Below are 12,745 nucleotides of genomic sequence, written 5' to 3'. Positions count from 1 at the left end.
GTCAGTCGGTCCGCAGAGCGCGGACTTCGAACACGTGCGCCCACTGCGGGTGGCGCTCGATGAGCAGCCGGACGTAGCGGGAGCGGAAGTTGTTGTTGAGGCGGAACTCGTCGCCTTCGGTGACTGTGGCGTAGCGCCAGCGCAGAACCTCGAAGAGCATCCCGATGCCGACGCGGGTCGCGCCGCGCTCGAGGTAGTCGGCGGTCAGACGTTCCAGCGCGCGCAGCACCCAGGGGTTGAGCCGGTGAAACGCCTCGAACTGCGCCTGGATCGTCGCCGCCTGCCTGTCGGGCTGCCGCACGGTGCGGATCACCAGGCCCGGAATCTCGTCCTGGACGCCCTGCACACCCACCCCCTGGTGATCTCGTATCAACAGTGTCACCTATCTTGAGGGGTGAGCGGCGGATGATCAACCCACTTACGGGGGGCGCGACTTCACGCCAGCACAGTCAGGCTGGGGTCACACCCTCGACCAGGTCCTCCATGCGAGCCTCCCGCTCCTCGTTGGCGCGGGAGAAGTCCGCGAGCATACGGACAGCGAGATTCGACTCCGGCCTCTCCAGCACGTAATGCGAGAGAGCGGACTCGACGAGCAGGACTTCCCTTGCCTCCAGGACGGCGACACCGTCACCGGCCGACGTGTGCACGAACTGCACGATTGCCTCCTTTGCGAATCTGGGAACCCCCCAACGGGGATAGTTATATCTTATTCGCAATTCGGCTCTATGTACAGTATTCCCGCAGGTCAGGCGCCCTTTCGTGCGTGCCGCCCGCGGGCTAGCACCTTCGATCCGGGACCGTCGTACGTGCCATTGCGCAGTGCGGCGACCACGTCCTGGTCGGCCTCCCACGGCAGGGCGCGGGCACTCGCACGCAGCACCGGTACCGCGTCGAGCACCGTGTCCAGCAGCCACAGCGGCGACCCCGACAGCAGCCAGTCTTCCTCCGCGAAGCTGCCCGAGGCGATCCGCGTCGCCAGAGTGCCCTGGGATGGAAGGTGGAACAGCTCGATGATCTCCTGCTGCCCGACGATCGGCGGAAGCTGGTCCCGGGAATCAGCTTCCCAGCCCTCGCCCTGCTCGGCCATGAGCTGTTCCTTGTAGCGCAGGTTCAGCACCTTTGGCCGGGGCGTCGTACGCCCGAAGCGGCAGGCGAATCCCAGCGGCCAGTAGCGCACTCCAGACACGACGATGGCCGTGGACGGGTCCAGCACTCCGCGGCTGGGTGAGAGCCACTGCGCCACCATCTGCGGCTCGACCCCGTACAGGGCAGCGAACTCCTGGTGCCCCACCAGGTACGGCTTGAGCCGATGCATGACCCGTCCTCCGCCCTCTCCTCGCACACGCCGACGCCGACGCCGACGCACGAGAGTAGCCGCACCGCACCGGCTGGCGTTCTGGCCGGTACTGCTATCGTGAACGGCGGTCTCCAAGAAGGACCAGTGGCCCCCGCTTCGGCGAGGGCCACCTTCTTTATACGTCCGGGGCTACGCGGGCTTCGCGGCCCGTTCGACCAGTTCCGGGCGCACCTTGTCCCGGTGGCGGCGGACCTGCCGGGTGAAGCGCAGAGCATGCACGCTCTTGCCCGTGATCTCCCGGAACCGGTTGGCCACCTCATCCGCCCGCAGCCTGCGCCGGTCCACAGTGAACAGCGGCCCGCTCTGCCGCGTCCCGATCAGCTCCTGTAGCTGGGCAGCCGCGGAATGGGTCACGAAAGATTCGCCTGCGTCAGGTAAGTGACGGAGTCGACCACGTCACCGACCACCTCACCCGAGGTGGACGTGGCCAGTTCAGCCGCGCGGGACTTGATTTCGTCCAGCGGCAGTCCCGCCTCGGGAAGTAGGTCCGCGCCACCGCACTGGTTGAGCGGTCCGGTAACAGGCAGGGACGCCCGGTTGCCTCCAGCGGTGCTGGGACCAGTGGACGCCGCGCCATGAGCGGCTGCGCCGTACTGGTTGGCGCAGCCCTGCCAAACGCCGGAGAAAGCAAACCGCCCAGCCCCCGGCCCACGCCGGAGTCGCAGCCGAACCGACCCCCAGCACGACTAGCGTGACAACTATGGTGCGAATGACGGCGTGATCTCTCATACCCCGCGCCAACGACTCCCCCGGCAGCCCGGTCACGGCGGACCCCTGACCGCACCGGGCCCGATCCCCTGCTCGGCCCTGCGGCTAATGACCGCACGCCCGGCCAACCCACACCCGATACCGCGGACGCGGGGGTGGCTGTGGTGAGCCCGGCGCCCACCGCTGCCGCCGTCGGTGACAGGGCCGTGATGGCCTGACGTGTTAGGTGCCTCAGCCGCGCACCATGTCGAGCACCGTCAGCGTCACGGCCGCGACTGTGGCCAGGACAGCGATGGCCGGCAGCGGCCACTTTCCCTTCTCCAGGGAAGCAACCCGCTCCTCCAGCTCCTCAACGGCCTTATCGGTTTGGTCGCTGCGCTGCACGAGCAGGGCGAGCTGCCCGTCGATCCGGGCCAGCCCGACTTCCAATGCACTCCGCAGCTCGGCCAAGGCCAGCGCGATTTCTCCCTCTGGCACGTGTCCCTCCTTGTGGCGATACCTACGTCAGTGCTTGGGGGTGACCGGGTCGTGCTTGCTCGGGAGCCAGGACGCCGTTCCCGCTCGTCCGAGCACCGTGCCGAGCGCGGACTTCAGTGCCGACAATGCCGCGGGTATCGAGGAGACGGCAGCGGCCTGCCACGCGGACAGCGACACCATGTCGGTGGTGCTTGAGGCCGTCATGAGGCCCAGAACCGACTGGAGATAGGTGGCGAGGGTGCGCTCCGCTATGTCGGCGAGAGCCTGTGGCATGGGGTCGTGCTCCTGCTCCGGCGCGGTGGGGTGGGGATCGGTCGCGGCTCCCTCGCGGGGGACGCGCAGTGCCTTCCAGGTCTCGGGTCCCGGAATGCCGTCGGCCGCGGCACCGTGGTAGGCGCGTTTGATCTGGTACGCGGCGTACGAGCGGCGGTGCGCCTCGTTCCAGACCGGGCCGGGCGGGGTGTCGTAGGAGTCGCAGCCCTCGGCGATCAGCCGCTTCGCCATGGCCTCGATCACGGGTGATGACCGACCATCGCGGAAAAAGTCCCTGCCGGGGTACGCCGCGTACTCCGAGACCGGCCTCGGCTTCGGCTTGGGCGCCGGTCTCGGCTTGGGCTTTGGCTCGCGCGGCGTCGTGTCGTCGTCCTTGAGGTGGCGCGCGACGCGGGCGCGGAAGTCGTCCATGTCGATCCCGCCCGGATCGGGCTTGCCCGGCTGCCACTCCTTGTGGCCGATGACGCTGTGCTCGTTCCAGCCGTGCGCACGGCACACGGCTGCCGCAGCACGGGCCATCGCGTCGAGCTGCGCGGACGGCCACGGCTGGCTGCCGGTGTTGATGCACTCGAAGCCGTAGAAGTGACGGTTGCCGTCCGTGTCGGCCTCGTTGTCGGGCGGCAGGGTCTTCTTCTCGGCGATGACCGCGAGCAGGACGTCTGTGTCGCCCATGCCGGCGTGGTTGGTCCGGCCGTAGCCGACCAGGTGGATCGTCCCGGACCTGTCGATGACGCCATGGCACAGGGGACCTGGAAGGTCGTGATAGCCGACGCGGCACAACTCCAACATCTCGGCCTCGGACGAGTAGGGGCCGGTGTGGTGGATCATGACCCCGTTGACGGGGCCCCAGTTGCCGTGGGTGTTGCGGTTGTGGGTACGCCAGTTGCCGTGCTCGACGACGCCGAGGCCCGCGTGCTTCAGCGCAGACAGGAACCTGTCGGCGCTCAATGGAGTCGCCACGCTCGCTTCGCTTTCTCCCCTGCGCCGGATGGCAGTCGGCCGAGCCCTACCGGTGGCGGGGCTGGTCCCTCGGGAGTTGGCTGCGAAGTGAGGGTGGAGGGTCACCCGGTTGTCATGGTACCGAGCGGCATCGATGCCTGTGGCGGCGCTCGCTAAAACCCTGTCCGTGAAGACCACGGCGGACGCCGGCCGACGGGCGGCAACGCCCAAGGGATTGTCAGTGGTGCCCGGTAGGGTCACCGCGACTTGCTGCGGTGACCGTTTGGTTGTGCAACGAAGGATGGGTCAAGGCATGTTGGACTGGGCGAAGGTAAGTCCACTCACAACATCGGGGCATCTCCGGATGCGGCCAGGAGACTTTCAGGAAAGGGATCGTCTCGTCGAGACCCATGTCGTCCACTTGATAAGGGGCATGCTCGCAGGTTCGCGGGCCGCGCATGTCGGCTTGAAGACCCGTAACGCTTGGAAGTGGTCTGGTCACGGATGGCGACCGGACGGTTTCTATTACTACCTTGGCGGATCAGGCCCCTGGGACAATGATCGCTTCGTGGCCGAGGCTGAACGGGGCAAGCCGATCCATCTCTTCGATATGGGTGGGCAGGTCTACCGATACATCGACGAATTCACGCTGGAGGACGTTTGTCCTCCAGTGACGCTTAGGCATCGCGACGGTAGGCCAATAGATGTTCCGGTGTTCAAGTTGCGTCCGACCGAGACCGTGGCGCACGTGCCCGGCCAGCTTGAGCGCCTCTGTGACCCTGAGGTAGTCACCCTGAAGCCAGTCGAGCGAAGCGACCTTCTGCTCAGCAGCGGTGCAGCACGTGAGCGGCTCCGTCCTGAGAATGAACTGGTTCTTCGGTTCTGTGAGTTCCTGGCGAGGCAAGGGCACGCCACCCAACGGATCCAGATCCGGCACACCGCTGACCATGCGCCGTTGTTCACCGATATCTGGGTGGACTCTGCGTTCCTTCTCATTGAAGCAAAGGTCCGACCGGAGCGTCAGGCGGTCAGGGACGCGATCAGCCAGATGACCGACTACACCCGCTTTCTGCCCAACCCACAGCGCGCCATCCTCCTATCCGGACGTCCTGGGGCCGATGTAATCGAGCTCGCGCACTCTGCAAGATGTGCCGTTATCTGGCCTGCGGGTCACGCCGGATGGCAGTCGAGCGTGGGATGGCTCGGCGGCCTCGGTGTCCGGCTATCGATGCCGTGACAGCCCAGGAAAACACGTACGAGGCAACCACTGCGTCCGCCGGTGAGACGGAGTCTATTCCGCATCGTCCCCATCAATTCGGCATGAGGCGCTGTCGAGGCTGAGCCAGGTGGCTCTGGCACTGCCGCCGTCCTGAACCCGCAAGGTCACTTGGCCCTCGGGGGCAATGTCAAGGTGAAGCTCACGGCGCGCCGCATCAGAGGCGACCGGGACGGTACGCGGCGTGGTGGGCCAGAAACCTTCCGGGAGAAGGGCAACGACTGCGTCGTCCATGGCTCGGCCGCCGGGCAGTCCGATCCGGCCGCTGAACTCCAGGGTGTCCCACGGGTTGGCCCGGATCTGCGGCGGCTGCGAAGAGTCGGGCACATTCGTGTCGCCGGTGAGCGGAAGGTCCCGCCACGGTGGGTACGGGGCGCGTCGGGCCCGTTCCAGGACGGTGACGCGCCGCTCCAGGCGGGCCAGTCGGCGCGCGAGCTCGGCGATCGTGTCCGGCATCTACAGCTCCTCCGTATCGTCGCCCTCTTCCGGCTTGATCGTGCGTTCCAGCTTCAGCGTCACGCGCTCCGGGGTCTCGCCCTCGCCGGGCCGCACGGTCCAGCCGAGGATGCGGTTCCATCCGTCATAGGCGGTGTGCGGCTCGTGCAGTCGGATACGGACGTCGTCCCCGACCCGCAGGGCCTCAATGGGGGCTGCGGGATGGTCAGTGATCTCCAGCTCGGTGAGCGTCGGCAGGACCTGCCGGGCCAACCGCTCGCGCCGGGCGCGCCGCCTGAGCTTGCTCTCGTCCTTCTCGCTGGTTTCGAGCTTGTGCTCCAGGCGCAGTCGGCCGTCGCGTGCCCCGTCGACCACGACCTTGCGTTTCTTACCCTCGCCTGCGCCGAGTCCGATGACCCACTGGGCGTAGGAGTCGGCGTCCTTGATGACCTGGGGCTCGCCGGTCACGTTGGCGCCGGTGGTGAAAGTCAGGTCCTCCCGGGGCCGGCCGAGCCGAGGGGCGCCCAGGACGATGCGGCGCTCGGCGCGGCGTCCACGCCAGGTGACGGTCTCGGTCCATTCCAGGCCGTCATCGATGTCCGCCATCTCGTCCACGATCTCCCCCAGATTGCGGGGGTCCGTCTTCGAGGTGGTGAACGGGTCCTTCGCCGTACCGGCCTTCGCCCTGGACTTCGTATCGTCCACGACGACGCCGAGATCGCCGTCCGGCTGCTCCTGCGCGTATGCCCAGACGTCGCGAATGACCTGGCAGGGATCGGCCTCGACGTAGGGGCCACGCCCGCCGAGGTTGCCGTGCAGGTCGAAGCGCCTGTGCAGATAGCTGGTGAACCCCGCTGCCTCGACGGGCAGTTTGGTGCCCTGCGGGGCTGCCCGCCACAGCAGCCCTCCCCACAGCAGATGGGAATTCCGCTCGACAAGGATCACCACGTCGCCAGCGTCGTCGAGCATGTCGCTCATCGCGGGGGCGAGCGTCGGGCTCAAGGTGGCGCTGAGCGACCCTGGACCGGACTTCTCCGGCCCGAACTCGACTTCCGTCAGCGGCAGGTTCCAGTGCAGGACCTCGCCGGTGGCGGCGCGGGCAAGGATGTAGCGGTAGTCGGGCATCACACCGGGCCTTCTGTGAACACAATCTCGGCGGTCACCGTGGTGCCCTTGGCCACCGTCAGGTCGCCGTCGCCGTACTTGTCGATCTGGTTGATCTGCACGGCCAGGTGCTGGCGGGTGCCCCGGTAGGCCGACGGCAGGGTGAAGGCGTCGGCGAGGATCACGCCGGCGCGGCGGATGCTGGTGCCGTCGTCGTCGAAGACGGTCGGCGGGGCGTTGTGCTCGCCGAGGCGGGTGCGCAGCTCGGCGTAGATGTTGCCGGCCTCGGCGCGCAGCCCGGAGAGGCTGACCACGATGGTGGCCTTCGTCGCCCACGCCGGGACATCCACGTCCCAGGCTGCCTCCTTGGGCCAGTTCGCCCACTGGCCGTGCTTGGCGGGCACCTTCTCGGTGTCCTTCGGGTGCACGGTCAGCAGGGTCCGCTCGGTGCGTGGATTGGCGATCCGCCGCAGGTCGGTGATCATGTCGGCGGTGACCGCAGCGGTGTTGCGGGGCAGGATGATGCGGGCGAGGGGGATGGCGGTCATCTCCCGCAGCGCGGTGGTGTCCTCGTCCACGCCCTGGATGAGCTGGAAATAGCCGATATCCTCCCGGCGGGGGTCGCGCTCGCCTTCGTATTCGGGGTCTTCGACGCGCAGGACGAGCAGGTCCGTGCGGGCGAACGGTCCGGTCGGCGGGACGTCGACCACCGCGTCGCCGATGTTGCTCTGCATGTAGGCCCCTTGCCACGGGCGTACGCCGTGGATCAGCGCCGAGCCGTCCCCGACCCGGACTCCGGGGCCGGGGGTTTCCAGGGGACGGACCTTGAGGTCACCGGCTTCGGCGATGCCCTGCCGACCGCGCGCCAGGTCGCGGATCATCAGGCGCATGGCGCGGGCGGAGTGGTCACCGCCGCGCACCATCATCGGGGGCTGGACAAGGGTCACTGGTGCTCCAATCACAACGCGGTGTACGCCGACCGCCACGAGATCTCGAGGCGCGCGGTGCCGGTGGGGTCCTCGCCGCTCCAGCCGATCTCGGAGCGGCCCCGCGGGATGGCGAACAGATCGAGGCGCGAGGGCGGGGTGAGGTCATTCGCGACGTTGACCTTGCCGTTGCGCAGGGCCCAGCAGGTGGTCGGCCGGGTCTCCATCTCCACCCACTCCCCGGGGCGCAGGGACAGGCGCAGTTCGAGGACGCGGCGGGTGACGGTGTTCCAGATGCGCGGGTTGGTGACCGGGCCGTGGATGCGGATGCTGGGCCAGGTCGACACGTTGCCGTGGTTGGTGATCCATCCCGGCCGGTCGTCGGGGTCCGCGCTGTCGCAGCCTCCGGGCGCGCACAGCGTCCGGTCCACCGTGCGGTCGCGGTCGTTGTTTCGGGCAGCCTGGTCGAGGCTCAACGTGAGCTGCGACAGCTCGTCGTCGTACCAGCGCGGGTCGAGACCGGCGAACTCGATGTCCAGGGGGATCCAGCCGTTGATCGCGTTGGCGGTGCTGGTTGCCTCCAAGCGGCGCAGCCTGCCGTACATACGGCGGGTCCGGTGTCCGGGCCAGCGTCCACGCAGCACATGTCGTCCCTCGGGCCTGGTTCGGGCAGCAGGGGTGTCGAGGGCAGACTCCAAGCGGGAGAGGAGGTCGGCGGCCTTGATCGGGTCGCCGGGCGTCTTGATGCCGGCCTCGAACCGCAGGGTGCGAGGCCCGTAGAAGTCCTGGCCCGGATAGGTGCCGTCCCCGGTTGGGTTGTCGGCGTCCTGAGGCCGGGTGGCAGGCGAGCCGAGTCCCTCGACGTTCCCGACCGGGATCGGGGTGCTGTGGCCCAGAACGACGCCGCCGATCTCGTACTGCCACGGGGCCAGCGCGATGGGCGGGGTCTGCGCTGCTGCTGTGTTCATCAAATCCTCCCGCCCCGTTGGGCGTTGCGCAGATTGCGCATCATTTCGTTGCCGATCCGCTCGGGTGTGGCGGAGCTGTCGGTGACGGTGACCGGCATGGTGCCGATCAGCGGCTGCTGCTCCCTCACGACGACGACCTGCACCCGCCCGCCCGCGCGGGCGTCGACCACCCGCGTGCGGGCGCGGTCGCTGCCGGTGCGGATGTCGAAGGCACGCACGACCCCGGACAGGACCTGGGCGTTGCTGGTCTGCTTGAAGGTGCTGGCCAGAATCGGGCTGTAGTCGCGGCTGCTGCGGCTTCGTACGCCGCCGTCGGCGAACCACTGGACCTCGCCGCCGAAGCGGCCGACGACCTCCTCCACCACGGCCTTGCTCCGATCGCGCTTCGACGGCGCGAGCGGCACGTAGGCTTCGCCCCCGGTCTCGGGCTCCGCCCAGATGCGCCAGCTCCCCGCCGGCGCGATCTGCGCCACGTGCTGCTCCCGGCGGCCGGGGCCAGTGACCCCACCATCGGCGAAGTAGTCGACGACCCCGCCGTCGGCCTGCTTGTTGGCCCGCCTGCGCAGGTTCTCCGCCTGCTGACGTACGGCATCGGCCGCTCCAGCACTTTGGTCGCGGAACGTCTCGAAGATGCTCACGTGGCGTGTGGTAACGGTCACCGACTTCCCGCGCAGTGCGTCGATGCGCCGCTGGATGGCGTCAGCCGCTTTGCGGGGGCCGCTGGTCGGCACGGTCACCCTGACGTTCTTCGACCCCGGGACCTTCTCGATCCGGAAGCCCAGCGCCTCCAGTTCCGTACGAGCCTGTGCCGTCGGGGCCCGAACGACGACGGACTTCGCTCCTGGGGTGGCCCGGATCTTGACCTGCACCGCTTCCAGGCTCTTGATGGCCGCAGCGGTTGGCGCGGACACGCGGACGTTCTTGCTGTTCGGGGTCTGGCCGAGCTTGTCGATCAGCCCGTCGAGGCTCCTGCGGGCAGCAGCGGTCGGCGCGGTGATCTTGATCTGACGGGTGCCCGGAACCGTCTTCACCGTGAAGCCGAGCTCGCGCAGCTTCTGCTGCGCGCCGTCGCTCAGCGAGTCGACCTTGATCGTCTTGGCGTTCGGCAGCCGGTGGAACTCAGCCTGGACCGCGATCAGATTCGCGAGCGTGCTGTCCATGCCCTTGGTCTGGAGCAGCAGCGACACCTTCGACGGCAGCAGACCGAGAGTGTCGGCGACGCCTTCGGCCTGGGCACGGGTCAGTCCGTAGCCGCGTGCGGCCTTGATCGCCTCGGTCCGTGCCCGGCTCATCTCGCCGCGGGCCTTGGCCAGCGCCGCCGGCAGCGCCTCGCCGTTGCGGATGGCCAGGTCGTACGTCGCCACGGAGGCGTCGGCCGCCGCATCGGACAGCGCGGTCAGCTGGGTGTAGAGCTGCTGCCCGTTCCTGGTGGTGGTGTTGAGCGTCCGGTCCTGGTTGACGAGCTGCCGACCGCCGAACCCCTGGTCGCGGTTGACGTTCCTGCTGCCCTCTTCCAGGTCGAGCACGGCGGAGTTGACCTTCGCCCGCGCCGCTTGCAGCGATATCTGGCCGCCGGAGAGCAGGTCGAGGGCGGTCTTGAGGGAGCGGGTGCGGGTGTCGGCGTCGGCGGTCTCGTCGGCCAAGCCGCCTACGGCGGCCTTGAGCCGGTCGTATGCGGAGGTGCCGTCCCCGGCGCCCTTGGTCGCCGCAGCCAGGTCCCGGGCGTTCTTGATCGACTCGGCCATCTCGCCCTTGACGCTGCCGAGGGCATCGGCGGCGTCCTTGTACTGCTGTCCGACGTCGGTGTAGTCGAGGACGCTGGCCTTGCCGCCCGCCAAGTCCCTGTACTCACGGTGGGCGTTCGCGGTGGCCATGAGCTGCCTCTGCAGCGCCTCCAGCGAGGTGCCCTGCCCGAGGTAGGCGTCCGTCAGGGTGGCGAGCGGCACGCCGGCCTGGTCCATGACCTTGGTGAGCTGGCCCTGGCTGGTCTTGGTGTCCAGCAAGATCTGGGCGGCCTGCTGGCGCACGTTGCTGTCGATCTGCCCGCCGGACTCGCGCAGGGCCGAGGTGAGCGAGGAGATGCGCTGCTGGTGCTCGGCCGTGGCCTGTGCCGCCCGCTGCTGGCGGGCGGCGAGCAGCCCCAGGCCGACAGAGACACCGGCCATGGCGATGCCGAACGGCCCGCCGAGTGCGTTGGTGATGCCGCCGAGGGCCGAGCGCAGGCCCGAACCGGCGGCGCGGCCGATGCCGTTCAGCGTGCCCATGAACGTCACTCCGGCGCCGTTCGCGCTGCGGAACGCCGCTGTCATGGAGCCGAGAAACCCGACGCGCGCCTGCACCGCGGCCCAGGCGGCTCCGTACCGCGACAGCGACATACCGGCGGAGGCTGCGAGCGCCTGCTGGACCCGCATCTGCTGGGCGAAGCTCTGGAAGCCGCTTCGGACAGGCCCGGAGACCGTGTTGGCGACGTTGGTCAAGGTCGGCTGGACGCGGCGGAACAGCAGCATGGCCAGGGCCGCGGACTGGATCGGCCCGGGCAGCGCGCCGAAGGCGCTGACGAGGCCGCCGACGATGTGCCCAATCGGAACGAGCACGAAGGACAGGCCCGAGACCGCGTCCATGGCCGCGTTGGCGACAGTGGCGATGATGTCGAGCGTGCCGGCCGCCGCACCACCTTCCTCGCCCAAGTCGGCGACGGCGGACACGACGGGCTCCGCGCCGTCGGCAGCGTTGCGCAGGACCTCGCCCAGGGTCTGGCCCGCATTGATCAGCAGATTCAGGCCGGTGGCCAGGGCGTCCTCGCCCAGCTCCTTGAGCGGGCCGACGAAAGCTTTCGCCTCGTCGATCAGGCCGCCAAGGCCCTCCTGGGTCTTGGCCTTGAGATCCGGGCCGTACAGGACGGCGAGGTTGCGGCCGTACTCCAGCGCCGTGGTCAGGTACGGCGTCGCCCCGGACATCCCGCGCGTCAGCAGGCGGGTGACCCACTCCAGTCCAGGGGCCATGCCCTCGTAGAGGGCGAGCCCGGTCTGCCGTGCCTGGGTGCGCAGCTGCACCATCGCACCGGCCAGGCCCTGCCCGCGCGACGCGGTGATGGACGCGGCGGCACCGGTCTGGCGTACGGCCAGCGACAGGTCGTCGAAGGACTCGGTGCCCTGGTGCGCGAGCGCAACGGCCCCGCTGAGCGCGGGCTTCCCGAACGCCCTCGTGACGCCTGCGGCGAAGTCCCTCTGAGACAGGTCGTGTTCGGCCTTGGCCAGGCCGTCGATCACAACGCGCAGCCCACGGAAGTGTCCCTGGGCGTCCCAGGCCTCGATCCCGAGGTCCTTGAGCGCGCGGCGCATCTGCGGGGTAGGCGCCGCGAGGTTCGCGAAGATGCCTCGCAGGCTCGTTCCCGCCGTCTGCCCCAGGATGCCCGCCTTGCCGAGCATGCCGACCGCAGCCGCCGTGTCCTGCAAGGAGATGCCAAGGGCGTTGGCGACCGGCCCGGCGTACCGCATCGAGTAGTAGATGTCGGTGATCGAGCCGGACGCCGAGTTCGCCGTGGCGGCCAGCGTGTCCGACGCCTGTGCCGCCTGATCAGCACCGAGGCCGTACTGGTCCATGATGTCGCCCAGGTACTTGGCCGACGTGGCGGCGTTGACGTCGGCCGCCGCCGCGAGCTGCAGCGAGGCGCGAACGGCGTCGATCGACTGATCGGCGCGGAAGCCCGCCTTGCTCAGCTCGACCATGCCCTCGGCCGCGTCGGCGGCCGTCGAGCCCGGCAGGCTCAGGTCGTTGCCGAGTTCCTGCGCGACGACGGCGGCGCGGTGCATCTGCGCGGCGGTGGCGTTGGTGACCGCGCGGAAGAGGTTCATCTGCCGCTGGTAACGGTTGCCCTCCTCGACCATCTCGCCCGCGCCGAGCAGCAGACTGCCGCCCGCGAGCATGTTGGTCGTGGAGATGCCCCCTCTGCCCGCGCCGGCCACGGCGCGCTGGAGGCGGGACATGGAGCGGGCCCCGTCATCCCCAGCTGCTCGAAGGCTGGCGCGGGCGGCCGAGGCGCGGGCGGTGATCCGGTTCAGCTCGCCGACGGCCGCGAGGGCGGAGCGGTTGAGCGCGGTGAACTGGCCAGCCAGGCGGGCCCCGTTCACGTCCAGGCGGGCAAGGGACCGGTTGGCGGCGTTGGTGCGGTCGGCGAGGGTCCGCATCTGGCCGGAGGCAGCGCGCGTTCCCGCGATCAGGTCGCGGACCTCGGCGCGCATCGCCACGGTCAGGGTGAACCCGGCCACCGCAGCGGGCCTCC

At 69.1% G+C, this 12,745-nt stretch carries 11 protein-coding genes and 1 pseudogene; 1 reads left to right on the top strand and 11 read right to left on the bottom strand.

Going from position 1 to position 12,745, the window contains the following annotated elements; translation table 11 throughout:
- Window position 1 precedes the first annotated feature (1 nt).
- The 6 genes and pseudogenes from ABZ386_RS01670 to ABZ386_RS01645 form a co-directional block, all read right to left on the bottom strand.
- Entirely contained in the window at window positions 2-346 is a 345-nt protein-coding gene (locus ABZ386_RS01670) for a hypothetical protein (RefSeq protein WP_358963090.1), read from the bottom strand.
- A 103-nt stretch (window positions 347-449) separates the two neighbouring features.
- The gene (locus ABZ386_RS01665) at window positions 450-656 is read right to left on the bottom strand and encodes a hypothetical protein (RefSeq protein ID WP_358963087.1); all 207 of its coding nucleotides are present in this window, start codon (window positions 654-656) and stop codon (window positions 450-452) included.
- Window positions 657-745: 89 nt separating this feature from the next.
- Window positions 746-1,315: a hypothetical protein gene (locus tag ABZ386_RS01660; RefSeq protein ID WP_358963084.1), complete on the bottom strand. Its 570-nt coding sequence runs from the start codon at window positions 1,313-1,315 to the stop codon at window positions 746-748.
- A 171-nt stretch (window positions 1,316-1,486) separates the two neighbouring features.
- Window positions 1,487-1,711: a hypothetical protein gene (locus tag ABZ386_RS01655; RefSeq protein ID WP_358963082.1), complete on the bottom strand. Its 225-nt coding sequence runs from the start codon at window positions 1,709-1,711 to the stop codon at window positions 1,487-1,489.
- 585 nt (window positions 1,712-2,296) lie between these two features.
- Window positions 2,297-2,542 carry a hypothetical protein gene (locus ABZ386_RS01650; RefSeq protein ID WP_358963080.1) on the bottom strand — a complete coding sequence of 82 codons (246 nt, stop codon included), beginning with the start codon at window positions 2,540-2,542 and terminating at the stop codon, window positions 2,297-2,299.
- Between the two features lie 330 nt (window positions 2,543-2,872).
- A pseudogene (locus ABZ386_RS01645) lies at window positions 2,873-3,775 on the bottom strand (peptidoglycan-binding protein); the annotation flags it as partial.
- A gap of 547 nt (window positions 3,776-4,322) precedes the next feature.
- On the opposite strand from ABZ386_RS01645, the gene ABZ386_RS01640 reads away from it, so the two are divergent.
- Window positions 4,323-4,991 carry a hypothetical protein gene (locus ABZ386_RS01640; RefSeq protein ID WP_358963078.1) on the top strand — a complete coding sequence of 223 codons (669 nt, stop codon included), beginning with the start codon at window positions 4,323-4,325 and terminating at the stop codon, window positions 4,989-4,991.
- Between the two features lie 54 nt (window positions 4,992-5,045).
- Here ABZ386_RS01640 and ABZ386_RS01635 read toward each other — a convergent pair whose 3' ends face one another.
- Genes ABZ386_RS01635 through ABZ386_RS01615 form a run of 5 tightly spaced genes read right to left on the bottom strand, consistent with a single transcriptional unit; the run spans window position 5,046 to window position 12,731 of the window.
- The gene (locus tag ABZ386_RS01635; protein WP_358963075.1) at window positions 5,046-5,486 is read right to left on the bottom strand and encodes a hypothetical protein; all 441 of its coding nucleotides are present in this window, start codon (window positions 5,484-5,486) and stop codon (window positions 5,046-5,048) included.
- Entirely contained in the window at window positions 5,487-6,590 is a 1,104-nt protein-coding gene (locus tag ABZ386_RS01630) for a hypothetical protein (RefSeq protein WP_358963073.1), read from the bottom strand. It lies immediately after the preceding gene.
- Window positions 6,590-7,516 (bottom strand): hypothetical protein, encoded by a 927-nt coding sequence (locus tag ABZ386_RS01625; RefSeq protein WP_358963071.1) that lies wholly within the window; start codon window positions 7,514-7,516, stop codon window positions 6,590-6,592. The genes ABZ386_RS01630 and ABZ386_RS01625 overlap by 1 nt, the downstream gene beginning before the upstream one ends.
- Window positions 7,517-7,527: 11 nt before the next feature.
- On the bottom strand, window positions 7,528-8,463 hold the full coding sequence (locus tag ABZ386_RS01620; RefSeq protein ID WP_358963069.1) for a hypothetical protein: 936 nt from the start codon (window positions 8,461-8,463) through the stop codon (window positions 7,528-7,530).
- Complete coding sequence (locus tag ABZ386_RS01615) at window positions 8,463-12,731, bottom strand: phage tail tape measure protein (protein WP_358963066.1); 4,269 nt, start codon at window positions 12,729-12,731, stop codon at window positions 8,463-8,465. Before ABZ386_RS01615 ends, ABZ386_RS01620 begins: the two co-directional genes overlap by 1 nt.
- Window positions 12,732-12,745: the final 14 nt, after the last annotated feature.

Origin of the sequence: Streptomyces sp. NPDC006140 (assembly GCF_040628815.1) — a bacterium.
Lineage (GTDB): Bacteria > Actinomycetota > Actinomycetes > Streptomycetales > Streptomycetaceae > Streptomyces.
This window is presented reverse-complemented; position numbering and strand designations above follow the sequence as displayed.

Bases quoted from the DNA above. Each gene is read 5' to 3' on its own strand.
- ABZ386_RS01660 (WP_358963084.1), bottom strand. From the start codon at position 1,315: ATGCATCGGCTCAAGCCGTACCTGGTGGGGCACCAGGAGTTCGCTGCC.
- ABZ386_RS01635 (WP_358963075.1), bottom strand. From the start codon at position 5,486: ATGCCGGACACGATCGCCGAGCTCGCGCGCCGACTGGCCCGCCTGGAG.
- ABZ386_RS01630 (WP_358963073.1), bottom strand. From the start codon at position 6,590: ATGCCCGACTACCGCTACATCCTTGCCCGCGCCGCCACCGGCGAGGTC.
- ABZ386_RS01620 (WP_358963069.1), bottom strand. From the start codon at position 8,463: ATGAACACAGCAGCAGCGCAGACCCCGCCCATCGCGCTGGCCCCGTGG.